Source organism: Shewanella cutis (assembly GCF_022410515.1).
In the GTDB taxonomy this organism is placed as follows: Bacteria; Pseudomonadota; Gammaproteobacteria; order Enterobacterales; family Shewanellaceae; genus Shewanella; species Shewanella cutis.
Genome location: NZ_JACSDI010000009.1, coordinates 80,837 through 100,026, shown reverse-complemented (window position 1 = coordinate 100,026; position 19,190 = coordinate 80,837). Strand labels below are relative to the sequence as shown.

The 19,190-nt window shown below is 61.3% G+C and carries 1 protein-coding gene; it reads right to left on the bottom strand.

What is annotated here, in order from left to right; genetic code table 11:
• Positions 1-218: 218 nt before the first annotated feature.
• Positions 219-19,178 carry a VCBS domain-containing protein gene (locus H9J30_RS13340; protein ID WP_240131450.1) on the bottom strand — a complete coding sequence of 6,320 codons (18,960 nt, stop codon included), beginning with the start codon at positions 19,176-19,178 and terminating at the stop codon, positions 219-221.
• Positions 19,179-19,190 lie beyond the last annotated feature (12 nt).

Genomic DNA, 19,190 nt, shown 5'->3' with positions numbered 1-19,190 from the left:
ACTAGGCAAAATAAATGCCAGATTTTTAAGGGTTTAAGGGGGCTGTAGGGAGCGATTTTCTGCATTATTTTTAAGAGGGTAGACATTTTGGCTACCCAGCGCATGGTGCCTTGGCCTAAATGTCGGTGATGGACTTTTAGCGCAATAGACCCTAGGGTCTATTGCGCTAAAGTTATGCTCTGCTAAGGGATTGAATGTTAGGTACTCTCGCCCCCTGATTACATTTGGTTGTGCATGTCGTTGAGTGCTGAATGTAATAGGTCATCGTCATTCGGATTCGTGTGAAGTTCTGTTACATCAAATAGGTCGAAATGACGATCTTTATGTTGCTCCTTGTCATTATCTAATAATGGGTTTTCAAAATGGTTCACCTCAGGGATAGCGTGCATCGGTGCATCAATATCATTGAAGTGATCGCTTGAGGATAGCGATGGCAATAACTCCACTGGCATAGAAGGAGATAGGTTCACTGTCGTTGGGCTAAGTCCTAACATTTGCAGGTAGTGATCAACCGGTGAAGCTTGGGCTGCAAAGTGTGCATCCGTTGTCGTGAGAGGATTGCCATGACGAGAAGATAACGACAGCTCGCTGAGGTCCCCTATATCTCCCTTGGCGGTATTCAAAAGGAGAGGGCGGTCGTTATTACCTGTTACGGCATCATCACTGGCGTTTACTCCGACCACGCTCATGAACTGCATGCCATCTTCGTTTTGTATAACCTCATTGAGGTTCTCTATTTGAATAGGCTCACCGTCTTGCTCATCACTGGCTGCGGGAGCGGGAGCGGGATAGGCGATGGCGGGGCTTAATGATAGCTCACCGAGGGAATACTCTCCCACCCAACCATTGAAGCCGCTGCCAGCGACATTGATATGTAGGTTGTGGATATCACCCGCGTCGTGCAGCCAAACATGGGTGCTGCTCATGCCGCTGTCGTTGTTGACTATGATGCTGTGCCCTTGGGCGTGCCAGAGCATCAGATCAGCCATGGGCACGCTAGCCGCCCACTCGGCACCGAGCGGCCCATAGGTCTGCACCACATGACCTGCAGCATCGACGATCTGCACATGTGAGCCGCTAATGGCCAGTTCCACATTCGCCATGGGCGCGCGATCGCCGTGCTCCAGCGCATCGGCAATGGCCTGGTACTGGTAGCCTCCGGCGCGCACGGCCGCTAGGATATTGGCGTAAGCATCGTGCCCCTGCACCACCACAGCCTGCTGCACCGGTGGCTGATAGATCGGCGGCTGTTGTACTGCCACTGGACCGCTGATCTGCACATCAATGTTGTGAGTCGTGCCGTCCAGACTGTGCACGCTCAATTGGTCCGTCAGACTGGAATGCGGCAGCAATTGCTGCACAAACGAATCGCTGCTATTGAGCTGATACAGCCAATGACCCTGGGCATCAATCGACAGACTACCGAAACTGCCCGCAACCTGAGTGGCCTGGAAGCCCGCCTGACCAGCATCGGCATCGCTGACCTGCAGCTGACCGTCGACCTGCGCTTGCCCCCCGACTTGCACATGGCCGGTATCGACACCGCTGATCACGGCGGCATCGTTGCGGCCGGTGAGCTGCAGGGTCAGGGTCTGGGTGGCCTGCTGGCCGGCGGCATCGGTCACCACGATGGGAATACGGATATCGCGGTGTTCACCTTCAGCCAGAGACTGGTAGTCGGCATGGCCGGGATCAAAGCTGTAGCTACCATCCGCCTGCAGGCTGAAGCCCGCCACTTGGGCCGAGGTGCTGAAGTGCAGGACATCGCCGGCATCCGGGTCGCTGGCCTGCAGATGGCCGATCAGCGGTGCGCTGTCCTCGCTGGCTGATGCGCTCTGCGCGGCCAGCACCGGCGCATCGTTGACCGGTGTGATGGCCAGGTGCAGGCTGGCGCTCAGGGGCTGGGCGCCGCCGCCCAATTGCAGGGTGAGAGGCACGGACGCGGCCGCGACATTGGCCGCCGGCGTGAAGGTCCAGCTGCCATCGGGGTTGTGGCTGAAGTGGCCGAAAGCCGGGTCCACCTGCACATCGGTCAGCGTGTAGCTCTCGCCCAATGGCAGCTGCGGGCCGGACAGGGCCAGCAGCCGGGCCGCGCTGAAGGTCTGCGCGGTGTCTTCGGTCACGCTCAGGCGCTCGAAGCCCAGGCGCAGCACCTGCTCACCAGCGGCGGCGCTGGCATGGCCGGCGGCATCCACCGCATGGGCGCTGAGCTGAATCTGCAAGGCGCCGGTGAAATCCTGGGGTGCCCTCACGACCAGAGCGGGCAGGTCCCAGCCCTGGGTGTTGATCACCTGTCCAGCCGTGGCCACCGTGGCACTGTGCACGCCATCGCTCAGGGTAAAGCCCACCGGCAAGCCCTTCACATCCAGACTCAGTTGCTCGCCCGGCTGTGGATCGGCCAACCGGTAGTTGCGATCCACATGCAGGGGCAGGTCTTGGTTGACCGTACTGAGCCGCTGGCTGACCAGCTCCAGGTTGTCGAGGATGACGCGGTGGTTGCCGTCCGTCGCCTGAGTGCGTAACTCCAGCCGCGAATCGGTGCCGGTGGCAATCAGATCATAGCTGTGGTGGCTCAGGCCCCAGGCCTTGTCCGGCGCGGTGATGGTGTCGATGACCTGGCCTTCCCACAGCACCTCGACGGTGGCGCCGGCGTAGTTGTTGCGCCCGCCCAGGTCGAAGGCGAAGTGCAGGCTCTCGCCAGGCGCGGTGCTGACGACGCGGTACAAGTTGTCCGGATGCCCGGCCGTCGCCACCAGCTCGACGATCTGGTTGCTGCTGCCGCTGGCGCCGCCGTAGAGGCGCTCCGCGCCCAGCTCCACGCCGCCGCTGCGGTCGCTCTGCCAGTCCCAGCGGCCTGGGTTGACGAACTCGTAACCGGCCGCCGCCACGGCCTGGCTGTCAAAGCTGGTGTGCACATCGGCCATGCCGATCACCTCCACCGCGCCACCGCCGAACAGGTGCACATTGAGCTGGTGGGCCGTGCCGTCCGCACTGTGGACCGTGACGCTGTCCATGAGCTGCTGTCCGGCCGACAGTCCCTGCAGCGAGGACTGGTGACCATCGGCCTGGTAGTGCCAGCTGCCCTGCTCGTCGATCGAGAAATGCCCGTAGCGCCCCTGCAGATGGCCCACGGCCTTGAAGTGCGCCTGGCCGCCGTCGGCATCCAGCACCGTCAGATGGCCCTGGGTCTGCAACTGCGCATCGCCATCGGCCAGCACGCTGCCGCTGTCGGCGCCGCCGAGCTGGGCGGCCGCGTTGGCCTGCGCAGCGCCACCCGGCTGAGGGAGGCCGGCAATCGGCAGGCTGCCAATCGGGTGGTCGGACGGTTTGTAGCGATAGGCCCCCTGGAAGTTCAGCTTCATCTCGTCATAGGCGTCGTGGAAGTAGTAGCTGGCGCTGCCACCCACCTGCCCCTGCAACACCAGCATGGCCCCCGGATGCGCCTTGAGCTGATCGGCCAGCTCATTCATCGGCACGTAATAACCCCAGAAATTGCTGTAACGGTCAAAGGTGTGCAGCACATGGCCGCTGGCATCGACCACGGTGGGCTTGCCGTTGAACACATTCATGACCACGTCGGTCAAGCTATCCGAGTCTCCCGCCGCCACACGTTCGGCGATGAAATGGTAACCGCGAACATCCATACCACTCTGGGCCTGCAGATTGCGGGCAATCTCGGGCCAGAGGTCGGGCTTCTCGTCCGCACCGTGGACCGTGATGTTGATGCTGTGCGCCGTGCCATCCACGCTCTTGACAACGAAGGTCTCCAGCGCCGACTGGCCCTTGTTCAGCGCATTCAGCGCCGCGCTGTTGTTGTCGGCGGTGTAGGTCCACTGGCCATCGGCCTCCAGCGACAGCTGACCGTACTGGCCCGCCACCTGGTGCACCGCACTGAAGGCGGACTGCCCGGCATTGGGGTCCTGGACGCTGAGCTTGCCATGGGTCTGGATCATCCCGGCACCGGTGACATGGGAATCCTCGGTGACGCTGCCGGTATCGACCCCGGCAATGACCGCATTCTCCGCCGTGCCGAAGATGCTCAGATTGATGCGGTGCTCGGTACCGTCCACGCTGCGCACGGTGACGGTTTCGCCCAGCTCGGCCGGCAGCGGGGCAGTGTGCCAGCTCAGCGCCAGGTGCCGGGCGCTGCCCGCCGGGTCGGCCAGGTCGCCCGCCGCGCTCTGCGGCAAGGCATGCAGATCAGCGGCATCACCACGGTTGTGCACGAACACCTGCACATCGCTCTGCATGCCCTGCAGATGCAGCTCATAGCCCTTGCCCTGGTGCAGCCAGCTGAGCAACTCATCCACGCCGATGGTCGAGCGGCCTTGGCCATCCATCCCGAAGACCACCGGCTGGGTACCGGTCGGGCCGCTGAGCACGATGGCCGCACCCTGGATGCTCAGGTCGAGCACACCGGCCAACGCGCCAGCCTGCCCCTGTGCCAGGGCTTCTGCCACGGCCTTGAAGCCGGCTTCATTGGATTGCGCCAGGGTCAGCGCCAGCGCCTGCGAGACATCGGCCGTCTCGCCGGGCGTGCCGCCGGGCTGCAACGCCTGGATGTCGGCACGGCTGTTGTCCACCGTATAGGTCCAGTGGCCGTCCGCCGCCAGGCTGAAATGACCGTACTGGGTGGCGATGTCGTTCTGCGCCACGAAGGCTGCCTGGCCAGCGTCGGCATCCGTCACCGTGAGCTGGCCCTTGGCCACAATGGTGCCGGCCGCCGTGACGTGATGGTCCTCGACCACGGTGCCGCTGTCGGTTCCGGCAATCACCGCGCCGTCGTTCTGTCCGTGGATGGTGATGTTCACCTCATGCGTTGTGCCGTCTGCGCTGTGCACGGTGATGATGTCAGTCAGGGTCTGGCCATCGACGAGCAACTGAACCTCAGGCCGGCTGTTGTCGAGCTGGTAGACCCAGTCGCCGTTGGCATCGATGCTGAAGCGGCCGTAATGCGTGGCCGTGCCGGTCTGCGGCTGCATGGCGGACTGGCCGGCGTCGGCGTCCTTGACCTCGATGAAGCCGGTCACCAGCTGGCCGCTGTCTTCCACCACATGGCCGCCGTCGAAGAGCTCGGGCGCCACGGCCGGCGGCATGGCCACCGCACCCTGAACAGCCGCGCCACCACTGGCGGCGGCCACTTCGTGCATTACCGGGTAAAGCGCCGAGGCTTTTTCATCCGGATGCAGCAGCAGGCTGGTGTAGGGATAGTGCCCCGAGAGACCGCCGGGGTTGTACCGGTTATGGGCCGAGACCATCACCGCCGGGGCCGTATTGTCGGTGAACACCACCTCATAGCCCGCGCCCTTGGCGTGCCAGTTGATGAGGTCCATGATTGGGACCTCGGTGCCAATCGAGCGCGGCAGGTACTGGTGCTCGACATGCCCGTCCGGGCCAATCAGCGCCACGCCGGCATTCTTGATGCTCACCATGGCTTGGTCGAAAGGAGCCGGGTCCCGGCCATTGAGGATCATGTCCGACAAGTACTGCAGATACGGGTCAGAGTTCGACAGAGCGTGGCCGATCATCTCGAACATATCGTCCGAGCGCACCGGGCCGGCATGGGGCACAAAGGCCGGGGCGTCGTCCTGGCCCTGGATGGTCACGGTGATGGTGTGCGCCGTGCCATCCGCGCTGTGCACGGTGAAACTGTCCGTCAGGTGCTCGCCGGTCTTGAGTTTCTGGATCGCGTCCGACGAGTTGTCCGCCGTGTAGAGCCAGTTGCCCAGTTGATCGATGGTGTAGCGGCCATAGGTGGTGCCCACCGCGTTTTCCGGATTGAACTTGGCCTCTCCGGCATCTTGGTCGCTGATGGTTAGCGCCCCCTGAAACTCCAGACGGCCATTCGTGACCTGGTAATCCTCCATCACCGAGCCGTAATCCCGGCCCGCAATCACCGCGCCATTGTTGGTCCCGGTCAGGGCGATGCTCAGGTGCGCCGTGCTGCTGCCGCCAGCGGCGTCGGTCACCGTGACCGGGATCACAACCTGCTCGGTCTGCCCCGGTACCACATGCTGGTAGGCTGCGTGACCCGGGTCGAAGCTGTAGCTGCCATCAGCATTCAGTGTGAAGCCATCCACCGCCTGGGCGAGGCTGTAGTGCAGCGTATCGCCGGTATCCACATCAGTGGCGCTCAGCTGGCCGTGCAGCACGGCGCCGCCCTCGGTCGCCGCCGCAGTGGCGTCGCCCAGCACCGGCGCGTCATTGACCGGGGTGATGCTCAGTTGCAGCGTGCTGCTGATGGGCTGGCTGCCGCCGCTGACCGTCAGCGTGAACGGCACCTGGTCGGCATTGACATTGGCCGCCGGCGTGAAGGTCCAGCTGCCGTCGGCGTTGTGGCTGAACTGGCCGAAGACCGCATCCACCTGCACATCGCTGAGGCTCAAATGTTCGCCTGCGCCCGGCACGACGCCAGACAGCGCCAGCAGCTTGGACTCATCCAGCGTCAGCGGCGTGTCTTCGCTTGTCGCAAGACGCTCAAAACTCAGCCGCAGCGGCAGCTCGGCCGAGGTGGCTGCCTGGTGGTTGCTGCCCTCCTCGCTGCGGCCGCTGATGCTCAGATCCAGGGTGCCGGAGAAGTCTTTGGGCGACTGGATGCGCAGGGCGTCCTGCTGCCAACCCGTCGTATCGATCACCTGATCGGCGGCCGTCACGGTGACGCTGTGCGTGCCATCGCCCAGGGTGAAGCCGACCGGCAGGCCCTTGATCAGGTAGCTCAGGCTTTCGCTGCCATCGAGGTCGACAAGATGGAAATAGTCGTCCAGCTTCAGGTGCAGCTCATGGTTGACCAGCGCCAGCTGCGGCGGCGGGCCGATCTGCAGGTTGTCGATGAGCGAGCGGCCATCGCCCGAGCCGGTGGCCCGCAGCTCCAGGCGCGAATTGGCGCCGGTGGCAACCAGATCGTAGTCATGGTGCACCATCGCATAGCCGCTGGCCGGCGTGATGGTGTCGATCACCTTGCCTTCCCACACCACCTCCAGCGCCGCGGCCGAACTGCCCACGCGGGCCGATAGATCAAAGCCGAAGCGCAGACGCTGACCGGCGGTGCTCGGGATGTCCCGATAAATATTGCTAGCGCCGTTGGCGATGAGTTCGACGATCTGGTTGCTGCTGGCGCCGCCGTAGAGCTTGTCCTGCCCCACCTCGATGCCCTTGCCGTAACTGGTGTGCCAGCCCAGGCCGGCGCCATCGACAAAGGCCCAGCCGTCCGAGCCCACGGTTTGATGATTGAAATCGGTCGTGCTCAAGCCATCCGCCAAAACCGGCGCGTCGGCGACAGCGCTGATCCGCAGCGGCAAGGCGACCTGCTGCGACTGGGCGCCACCGGCCACCGTGAGATTCAGCGCCACCTGATCGGCCGAGACATTGGCCGCCGGCGTGAAGGTCCAGCTGCCATCGGCATTGTGGGTGACCTGACCGAAGGCCGGGTCCACCTGCACATCGCTCAGCGCATAGGTCTGTCCGGCAGGCGAACGGAGTCCGGCCAATTGCAGCAATTCAGCTTCGCTGAAGGTTCGCGGCGTGTCTTCTGCGGTCTCAAGATGCTCGAAGGTCAGGCGTACCGACTGGTCCGCCGACAGCGCGGTCTCGTGCGTGGCGGCCTCTTCGGCGATCGCGCTGACCTTGAAATCGAGCTGGCCCTCGAAGTCCCTGGGCGCCTGCAGGGTCAGGGTATCCAGCTGCCAGCCCTTGGTATCGATCACCTGCCCGGCGGTCGCGACGGTGACACTGTGGGTGCCATCGCTGAGCATGGCGCCCACCGGCAAGCCCTTGATCAGATAGCTGATGGTCTCGCTGCCGTCGGTATCGACGAGCTGGAAGGCCAGTCCGAGATCCAGAGACACCGCATGGTTGACCAGACCCACTACCGGCGGCGGACTGATCGCGATGTTGTCGATGATCGCGTGGCCATCGCCACCGGTGGCGCGCAGTTCGATGCGCGAGTTGGCACCGGTGGCGACCAGGTCATAGTCATGGTGCACCAGGCCGAAGGCGCTGCCCGGCTTGATGGTGTCGATCACCTGGCCTTCCCACACCACCTCCAGTGCCGCGACCGTATTGCCCGCGCGGGCCGAGAGATCAAAGCCGAAGCGCAAGGCCTGGCCGGCCGTGGTGGGCAGGACGCGATAGAGGTTGCTGCCGCCGCCAGCAACGAGTTCGACGATCTGGTTGCTGCTGGCGCCGCCGTAGAGCTTGTCCTGCCCCACCTCGATGCCCTTGGCATAGTCGGTGTGCCAGCCCATGCCGGCGCCGTCGACAAACCCCCAGCCGTCCGAGCCCACGGCCTGATGATCGAAATCGGTGTTGAAGTTCAACCCGCCGACCGGCGCATCCGCCACCGGTGTGATGACCAGGGACAGGGCGGCCGTGATCGGCTGAGCGCCACCGGTGACGGTGAGGGTGAGGGGCACCTGATCGGCCGACACATTGGCCGCCGGGGTGAAGGTCCAGCTGCCGTCGCTGTTGTGGCTGAAGTGGCCCAGGGCCGCATCCACCTGCACATCGCTGAGGCTCAACGGCTGACCGGGTGCTGCCACCAGACCGGCCAGCGCCAGCAGCTTGCCGGCGCTGAAGGTCTTTGGCGTGTCTTCGGCCACCGTCAGCACATCGGCCGACTCGAAGTTCAGCCGCATCGGCAGCAGCGGCGCATCGGCGGTCTGCTGGTTGCCCGACTCCTCGCTGCGGGCCGTGACCTGGATGTCCACCGCGCCCGCGTAGTCCTGCGGCGCCTGCACCCGCAGCGCGTCCTGCAGCCAGCCGCGGGTGTCGATCTCCTGATCGGCCTGCGCGACCGTGACGCTGTGCGTGCCGTCGCTCAGCGTGAAGCCCACCGGCAGGCCCTTGATCAGGTAGTGCAGACTCTCGCTGCCGTCGGTATCCGTGAGAACGAACTCCTTCCCGAGGTGGAGCTGTGCGTCGTGGTTGCTGATGGCCTCACGTTCCGCGCGGACGTCGACAAAGGTCAGGCCGATATTGTCGAGCTTGACGCCGGTGGTGTAGTTGACATTGTCGGCGGGCCTGAACTCCAGCCGCGAGCCTGGGCCGGAGGCGACCAGATCAAGCACGTGGTGAGACCGCCCATGAAGTTGATGAGATGTACCCAGCGTGGCAATCACCTTGCCTTCCCACACCACCTCCAGATTGCTTAAGGGACGTCCATTGGCCAACATCAAATCGAAAGTCACCTGCAGACGCTGGCCGGCAAAGGTGTCGAGGTCTTGGTGCAGGACGCCCGTGTTCTGGCCATGAATCAGAACCACGCCTTGTCCCCCGGCATCGCTCCCTTCCAGGCGGATCTGCGCGCCTGCATTCGTGCGCCAGCCTCCGGTTCCGCCAGCACTGTCGAAGTTGGTGATCAGCGGCTTGCCCGCCAGTCGGTCCGGTGCATCCGCCACCGGCGTGATGTCGAGCTGGGCATGCGCTTCCCGGCTGACCGTGCCATCCGTCACGCTGAACTGCAGGTCCACATCCTGGCCGCTGAAGTTGGCCGCCGGGGTGAAGGTGTAACCGTGCGCCGCATCGCCCGAGAACGTGCCATGCGCGCTGGTCAGCGAACCCGCCACGATATGCAGCTGGGCCCCGTCGTCCACATCGCTGGCGCCGACCAGGCGCAGCAGATCGGCCTCGCTGAACACGCGCGGCGTGTCCTCGTTGATGGTGCCCAGGTCGGCAGCCGTAGCTGACGTGCCATGGGTTACCTGCGGGCCGTCATTGCTGCCAGTGAGCGTGATCGTGAGATTTTGCGTGCTGGTGGCGCCCGCGCTATCGGTCACCGTAATCGGGATGATGAGGTCCTGCGTCTGCCCCGCCGCCAGATGCTGGTAGCTGGCGTGGGACGGATCAAAGCTATAGCTGCCGTCGGCGTTGAGCGTGAAACCGTCCACGGCGTTAGCGAGGCTGAAGGTCAGCGTGTCGCTCGTGTCCACATCGGTCGCAACCATCTGGCCGGTGAGCAGCATGCCGTCTTCGGTAACCGCTTGGGTTTGTGCGGTCAGTACCGGGGCATCATCCATACCCTGAATCGCGACGCTCAGGGTGTGGGTGGTGCCATCCACACTGGTCACGACCAAGGTATCCATCAGACGCGGATCGCCTGGTCTCAGGCTCTGGATGGCGCTCTGACTGTTATCAGCCTCGTAGTGCCACTGGCCGTCTGCATTGATGCTGAAATGCCCGAACCCGCCAGAACCCAGCACATCGGTTTGTGCGATGAAGTGAGCCTCGCCGGCATCGGGATCTGTGATGGTCAGTACGCCGTCGACGGCAAGCCGATTGCCCGGCTGGACTCTGACATCCTCTTGCAACTCCCTGAAATCATGCCCCGTGATCACAGCACCATCATTGCTACCCGTGACGGTGATGGTCAGGTTCTGCGTGCTGCTCGCTCCGACGCTGTCAGTGACAGTGATCGGAATGAGCACATCCTGCGTTTGTCCCGCCGTCAGATGCTGATAAGCCGCATTGCCCGGATCGAAGCTGTAGCTGCCGTCGGCGTTCAGCGTGAAGCCATCGACCGCATTGGTCAGGCTGAAGCTGAGCGTGTCGCCCGCGTCCACATCGGTGGCGACCATTCGGCCGCTGAGCCTCGCGCCATCTTCGGTGACGGCTTGAGTCTGAGCTGTCAGTACCGGAGCATCGTTGCTGCCGGCAATGGTCACCCTCACCGTGTGTGCGCTGCCATCGGCGCTGTAGACCGTGAAGCGCTCGGTGAGGCTGTCACCGCTCTGGAGCTGCTGAACTGCCGCTTGCGTATTGTCGACTGTGTAAATCCACTGACCCGCCGCATTGATGCTGAAGTGGCCCAGGCCACGGCTGCCGGCTACGGCATTTTGCGCGGTGAAGTGGGCTTCGCCATCGTCGATGTCGCTGACTTGGAGCTGGCCGCTGGCTTGTAGCAAGCCGTTCTGCAGGCCACTGTCTTCGGTGAGGGCGGCCCGGTCCGCGCCCGAGATCACAGCGGCGTCGTTGCGCCCCGTCAGTGTGATGGAGATGGTGTGGTGCACCACGGCGCCGGCGTCGTCGGTGACCGTGACGGGGATGTCTAGGTGCATGACCTGGCCTTGGCGCAGATCCTGGTGGGCCGAGTCGCTGGGGTCGAAGCGGTAGCTACCATCGCTGTCCAGCGTGAAGCCGGCCACGGGGTGGTCGAGCTGGAAGTGTGCTTTGTCGCCACGGTCGCGGTCCGTGACGCGCAGTTGACCGTGCAGCAACGCGCCATCTTCGATGGCCGTTTGCGCGGTGGATGTAACCACCGGGGCATCGTTGCTGCCGTGCACAATGACACGCACGGCGTGCGAGGTGCCGTCCAGGCTGTGAACGACGAAGTGCTCGACCGCTTGTGCGCCCTCGCGCAGGGCTTGCACGCGGTCGCTGCTGTTGTCGACCGCGTAGGTCCACGCGCCGTCTGCGTCGATGCTAAAGCGGCCGAAGTGCCCGACCACGTCGGTTTGTACGACGAAAGCCGATTGGGATGCGTCGACGTCGGTGACGCCCAGATGGCCCTGGGCACGCAGCTGGCCGTTGACCGGGTTCAGGTCCTCGACCACGTCGCCGTGGTCCTTGCCCTGAATGATGGCGCCGTCGTTGGTACCGGTGACGGTGATCAGCAGGTCACGGGTGTGCTGCGCGCCGAACTGATCACGCACCGTGACGGGGATGTACAGGGTCTCTGCTACCCCGGCCCCCAGGTTCTGATAGGCCGAAGCCTTCGGATCGAAGCTGTAGCTGCCATCAGATGCCAAGGTGAAGCCGGCGATGTGGGCGGTGGTACTGAATTGCAGGCGATCGTGAATGTCAGTGTCGCTGGCGCGCATCTGACCGGTGAGCATGGCGCCATCTTCGGTGACCGAACGGGTCTGGGCCTGGATGACCGGCGTGTCGTTGCTGCCCTGCAGTGTCACGAGCACGGTGTGTTGGGTGCCATCGTCGCTGGTGACGTGGAAGCGTTCGACCAGGCTGTCATTGCGACCCAGCTGCTGCACCGCGTCCTGGCTGTTGTCGGCTGTGTAGGTCCAGGCGCCGTTGGCATCAATGCTGAAACTGCCGTAGTGGCCCGCAACGTGGCTCATGGCGGTGAACTGGTGATGGCCGGCGTCCGCATCGTTCAGGGTCAGTTGTCCGCTGGTTTGCAGCTGGCCGGCAATGACGTTCTGGTCCTCGGTAACGCGGCCGGTATCCACGCCGGCGATCACGGCGCCATCGTCGCGACCCTGAATGCTGACCGTGATGGTGTGGCTGCTGCCATCCACGCTTTTTGCGACCATGCTGTCGCTCAGGCTTTGGCCTTTGGTGAGAGCCTGAACATCGGTGTCGCTGTTGTTCAGGTCGTAAGTCCAAGTGCCATCGGCCGCCAGGCTGAAAACGCCGTAGTGGCCAGGCACGCGTGCCTGAGCGTTGAAGCTGGCTTGCCCGTCATCGACGTCACTGACCAGCAGTTGACCGCTGGCGCGCAGCGCCCCGTCTTCTGCCACCACGCCGGCGTCCGTACCGGTAATGACGGCGGCATCGTTCGTGCCCGTGACCGTAACCGTGAGGTTCTGCGTGCTGGCCGTACCGGAGCTGTCAGTGACGGTAATCGGAATGACCACATCCTGAGTCTGCCCCGCCGCCAGGTGCTGGTAGCTGGCATGACTCGGATCAAAGCTATAGCTGCCGTCAGTGTTCAGCGTGAAGCCATCCACAGCGTTGGCGAGGCTAAAGGTGCGCGTGTCGCCGGTGTCCACATCAGTGGCGACCATCTGGCCAGTGAGCTGGCTGCCGTCCTCGGTGATGGCCTGGGCTTGCGCAGTCAGTACCGGGGCATCGTTGCTGCCGTTAATCGTGACAGTAATGGTGTGCTGTGAACCATCGGGACTTCTTACCTGCAGCAGGTCCGTCAGCGTCGAACCGCTGGACAGCGCCTGGATGTCCGAATGGCTATTGAAAGCCTGATAAACCCAATGCCCCTGCTCGTCGATGCTGAAGCGACCGTATTGAGTGAGCGTATCGGTCTGTGGGACGAACACAGCCTGACCAGGATCGTGATCCTGGATGGTCAGCGTACCGCGCGCCTCGAGCTTGTCGGCTGGCGTGACGCCAACGTCCTCGGTGACGCTGCCGGTGTCCTGACCGGCAATGAGAGCAGGACTGTCGGTAGGCGCTATATCGAGTTGTATGGTGACGTCAGTGGTGACGGTCGAGTCGGCTGGCGAGTTCAGGCTCACCGCCTGTACAGCCGAACTGGATGTCGCGATGTTGCCACCGGGGCCGGTTGTGGTGACTTCCAGCACCAGCAGGGCGCCCACATGAGAGCCCATGGGCAACTGCGCCGTCAGCCCGGTTTGATCCCAATGGGTGATATCAACCCGGTCATCCGGCCCGCTGACCGTATGCTGGTGACCATGACCGTCGCTGAGCTCGGTGCCGGCCACGAAGCCCTTCAAGACCGCTGCCGTCACTTTGTCGTCGGCATCCTGTGGCGGGCCGAATTGCGGCTGCAAATGCAGCAAGGCCCCCGGATTGGGATTGGCAATACGGGTGTCGACCTGGGTCGTGGGCGTCGTCACCGGCCCGGAGGTCGCCATGGTGTGGTGACCGGTCATATCCACTACCCGCGGACCTTGCGCCTGCACATCCAGAATCAGATCGCTACCCGTGGCCAGATCCCGCAAGGCATGCTGGGTCATTTCGGCGGCCGTTACGCCACCCGTGGCCATGGTGGTGCTGAACAGCTGGCCATGCCAGGCATCACCAGCCTGGAAGCCGCCCCCCAGACTGTCCTGGTCATTACCAAAGGCCATCACGCCACCACCGGTCAGCGACGCGCCCTTGGGAAGATTGTCCAGATGCTTGAGAACCTGTCCGTCACGCAGCACATCAAAGGTGCCGGCGGCACCGTTCCAGACAAAGCCGTAACGATGGCTGCCGGTGTCGTGGCTGATGTCAACGCCGGTGTCGTAGTTTTGCCCGCCAATATGGAATTGCAGATTCTCGGGACGCCAGATGTACATGGCATTGAGGTCGCCGGGTATCGCATAGCTGACCAGGGTCGGACCGTTGTGTCCTTGCACGGCAACCTGGGAGCCGCCCACCACCGTCATCTCGATGGCAAAGTCGTGCAGGTCGCCGGCGTGCTGGATACCGCCTACGGTGTAGATGGCAGGCGCGCCCGTGTCACCAAACTGGATGACATGCTGCTCAGCCTGCACCGACAGCGTCGGGGTTGCCACGTCCGTGACTGGCGAGATATCCAGTCGTGCATAAGCCGTGACGGTGGCATGACCGTCACTGACGGTAAGCGTCAGCGGGATGTCATCGTGGTGCGCATTGGCCGCCGGCGTGAACAGCCAGTCGCCGTTGGCCTGCTTGGAAAATGCCCCGTAAGTGGCGTCGACCGCGACAGCACGGATGTCGAGCGAGTCCCCGTCCAGGTCGGTGGCACCGACCAGGCGCAGCAGATCGGCCTGGGTGTAGGTGTGCGGCGTGTCCTCAAGCGTGCCAGACAGATCTGCGGCGTGAGCAGCGTCAGCCGCAACAACCGACGGACCATCATTGGCGCCCGTCACGGTGATTTGCAGGCTCTGCGTGCTGCTGGCGCCAGCGCTGTCAGTGACCGTGATCGGAATCAAAAGATCCTGCGTCAGGCCAGCAGCCAGGTGCTGGTACGCAGCATCGCCCGGATCGAAGCTGTAACTGCCATCAGCATTCAGCGTGAAGCCGTCAACGGCATTGGCGATGCTGAAAGTTTGTGTGTCACCGCTATCAATATCAGTGGCAATCATTTTGCCACTGAGTAATGCGCCATCCTCTGTCACGCTTTGTGCTTGCGCGGCGATTACCGGCGCGTCATTGGAACCCGTGATCGTGATGGTAATCGTATGCGCGGTACCGTCGGCACTGTGCACGGTGAAGCGCTCGGTGGCCTGCTGGCCCGCCTTGAGCTGCTGGATCGCGCCTTGCGTGTTATCGGCCTGATACATCCACTGGCCGTCACTGTGAAATAGCAAGTTGCCGTAGTGACCAGTGGATGTGCCAGCCTGAAACACCGCTTCTCCCGCGTCTGCATCCGCCACTGTCAGCGTGCCGGCGGCCTGTAGCTGGCGACCGCCACCGCTGACGCGATCTTCGGTCAGTGTGCCCACGTCGGTGCCGGCAATCACTGCTCCGTCGTTGCTGCCATTGATCTTGATGACGAGGTCTTGGGTGCTGGTGGCGCCGGCAGCGTCGGTCACGGTGACCGGGATGGTCAGGGTTTGGGTCTGGCCGGCGCGCAGCTGCTGATAGCTGGCATGAGCAGGATCAAAACTCCAGCTGCCATCGGCATGGACAGTGAGGCCGTCGACCGGCTGCGCAATGCTGTACGTGAGACTGTCGCCCGAGTCTGGATCGGTGGCAGTGAAGTGACCGGTGGCCTGAGCGCTGTCTTCGGTGACGCGCACCGAGGCGATTGGATTTAGCGTGGGCGCGTCGTTGGTGTTGCTCACCACTAGGTCGAAGGTACTGCTGACCCAAGCGCCGCTGCCGTCAGTCGCGGTAACTGTGATGTGCTGTGTGCCGACATCGCCATTGGTGGGTGTGCCCGAGAACGTGCCGGTGGCCGCATCAAAGTTCAACCAGGCGGGCAAACTGCCACTGGTGAGCGTCAGCGTGTCGCCTGTGTCGATATCGGCGAAAGTGCCCGCAGGAATGCCGAAGCTGAAGGCGGCATCTTCGGTGGCCGTTGTAGTGGTCAGAGCATGCGCCACTGCGGGGGCATCGTTGGTACCGGTAATCGTGATGACGATACTGTGCGCTGTGCCGTCCTTGGACGTGACGGTGAAGCTCTCGGTCGCCTGCTCACCGGCTTTGAGTGCCTGCACGGCCGGGTTGGCATTGTCAGCCTGGTACATCCACTGGCCGTCACTGTGCAGCACCAACTCACCGAATTGGCCGGTGGATGTGCCCGCCTGAAACACGGCTTCGCCCGCATCCACATCGGTGACGCTGAGCGTGCCGGTGGCTTGCAGGTAGTGGCTGCCGCCCGCGGCCTGGTCTTCCGTTACGGCACCTACATCAGTGCCGGCAATCACCGCGCCATCGTTCGTGCCATTGACCTTGATCACGAGGTCTTGCGTGCTAGTCGCACCGGCGCTGTCGGTGACCGTCACGGGGATGGTCAGGACCTGGGTCTGGCCTGCAGTCAGGTGCTGGTAGCTCGCATGAGCAGGCTCAAAACTCCAGCTGCCATCGGAATTGACGGTAAGGCCGTTCACCGGCTGCGCAATGCTGTAGGTGAGCGTGTCGCCGGTGTCCGGATCGGTGGCGGTGAACTGACCCGTAGCCTGTGCGCTGTCTTCGGTCACGCGCACCGAGGCAATCGCATTCAGCGTCGGTGCGTCGTTGGTATTGGCAACATTCAGCGCAAACGTGGTGCTGACTTGGGCGCCGCTGCCGTCAGTCGCGGTGACCGTTATGTGCTGAGTGCCGACATCACCGTTGGCTGGTGTGCCACTGAAGGTGCCGGTAGCCGCATCGAAGTGCAGCCACGCTGGCAAGCTGCCAGTGCTCAAGATCAATGTATCGCCGGTATCTATATCGGCAAAGGTGCCCGCAGGAATGCTGAATCTGAAGGCAGTATCTTCCGTCGCAGTCGTTGTGACCAAACTGTGAGCCACTACTGGTGCATCGTTGCTGCCCGTTATTGTCACTGTTAGTGTGTGGTTTGTGCCGTCTGCACTCGATATTGTTAGGCTATCAGTGAGGCGATCACCGGTATTGAGCTGCTGAATAGCTGTTAGTGTGTTATCTACTGTGTAGGTCCAGTTACCGGTAGCGTCTATGCTGAAATGTCCGTAGCCTGCACTGCCTGTGACATCGGTTAGTGCCGTGAACTGGGCTTGGTCAGCATCGGGGTCGGTAATGGTGAGTGCGCCATGCGCCTGTAATTGCCCATGCTGGGCAGACTGATCCTCGATAAGTGTTGCGGTGGCGGTTCCACCGATAATCGCTTTATCATCAGCACCTTTGATCAGAATGGCGATCTTTTGGCTTGTTCCATCCAATGCCTGTACAAACAGGGTTTCAGTTAAAGATTCACCATGCTTGAGAGCTTGTATGCTGGGATTGTTGTTGTCTGCTGTGTAGGTCCAATGGCCATGGGTGTTGATGGATAATATGCCGAATTGACCTTGGAGCTGTTCGGCTGCAAATCCTGCTCGCCCTGTATCGGGATTGCTTACCCAGAGTTGACCGTCTGTATGGAGTAGTCCTTGAGAAAGGCGTTTGTCTTCAAACACCCTCATTACTGATGTGCCCATAATCACAGAGTGATCATCGGTACCATGAATGGTGATTGAGATGGTTTGCCGTGTGCCATCTTGGGTTTGTACCACAAGGGTATCAGTGATGGATTCTCCGGTTTTGAGTGCTTGAATTGCCGTCTGCGAGTTATCTGCGGTGTAGGTCCAGTGGCCGAATTCATCAATGATGAGGGTACCAAACTGACCATATTGCTCTGTAGCTGTAAATAAGTGTGGTCCGTGGTCGTTATCTGTGATGGTAAGGTTGCCATCGGCCCTAAGCATGCCTTGATATGTGTCACTATCTTCAGTGAGTGAGGCTGAGGTTGTGCCTGAAATTTCGGCCTTATCATCGGTTCCGTTAATGGTGACTGTGATGTTTTGCGCGGTACCATCGGCGCTGTGGATGGTAAAAGTATCAGTAAGATGCTCACCCGATTTAAGGCTTTGAACGGTGGCCAGTGAGTTATCGGCGCTGTAGATCCAATGGCCGTTTACATCGATCGTAAGATAGCCAAATTGTCCTTGTAATGAATCTGCCGAAAAATGGGCTTGATCCCTATCTGGATCTTGGATGCTTAATTGACCTGATACCGTTAATTGGCCATTGAGAGCCTGAGTATCTTCCGTCACTAAACCAGTCATATCACCTTGAATGATGGCGGTATTATCAGCCCCATTCACTTGAATGCTGACTTGTTGGCTAACAGGATGGCCTGATTGATCTGTTGCGGTGACGGTAAAGGTTTCCGTCACCTGTTGGCCAGAGACTAGAGCAAGCGTGGCGGTTGCATGGGTGTTCAGTTGGTATTGCCATTGGCCCGTGAGTGGATTGATGCTCAGTTGGCCATATTGACCTTGTCCATCAAGCACTGCCCAAGAAGCAGCATCGTTATGATCTGGATCGATACTGTGAAGCTGCCCTGTAACAGCAGGCAAGGAGTCCGCCGCATTAATGCTGGCGAGGTGAGATCCTAAAATATGGGGCAGATCGTTACTGCCTTCGACATCGATGATGATGGCAGTGTTTACTTGTTCGCCATTGGGGCTGCTGACGGTAATCGTAAATTGTTCGGTTTGATGCTCACCTTCGGCTAATGCATCAGTGTTAAGTGCATTGTTATCGAGTTGGTAATGCCATTCGCCCGTTGTTGGATCGATATCAAGGCGACCAAATTGACCTTGATGTTCTGCGACCGTCCATTGGAGTGGGGTTACTGTTCCCCCATGGGCGTGCAGTTTGCCAGAGATGCTCGCGACTGGGGCATCTTCTTTAATAGATTGATGAGTGGCTTGTTCGTCAATGCTGAGTGGGGTGCGCTGTTCAGTGCTAATGATTGGGGGGCGCACAATTTGAATTAATGTGGTTCTTGCCATTGATACCGTTAATACTGCCGGTTCAATCTGCTGCTTAACGTGTCCAATTTCAGGGAGTTGGCTGAGGGTAACAAGGGGCAATTGTGTGTCGTCAAAGTGTGGACCTTGCCCTAAATGGGTTGATTCACTCGAACCATAATCTTGGAACTTAGGGGCATTTTGGGTTTGCGTTTCATCCGCTTGCTGTGGCATCTCTGACAAGGTTTTTTCCGAGTCTGTGCTAGAGCTAGCTGACTGGGCTGTTACATGTACATGGCGGTTATCAATGTCTACGGTAGCGGATTGCGAATCAGGCTTTTGCTCTGTCGATTCTTCGGTATTAACAAGCTGCGTTGCTGTGTGCGAGGGTAAGCGCCAAGACTTGCTTGCCACAATATCTGGGCTTGCAGTGCTTTGGACTTCACCCTGTCTAAATTCCTTTACCTTGAGCTTGGCGACATCTTTATCGAGTTTTTTAGCGGCAATTTCAGACTTTTTGGCGAGTTTTGCTGAAATGCGACTTTTACGTTTTGCGGTTGAGAGCGTTAATGGTTTTTTTTGGCTCATAGTTCGTGCTCC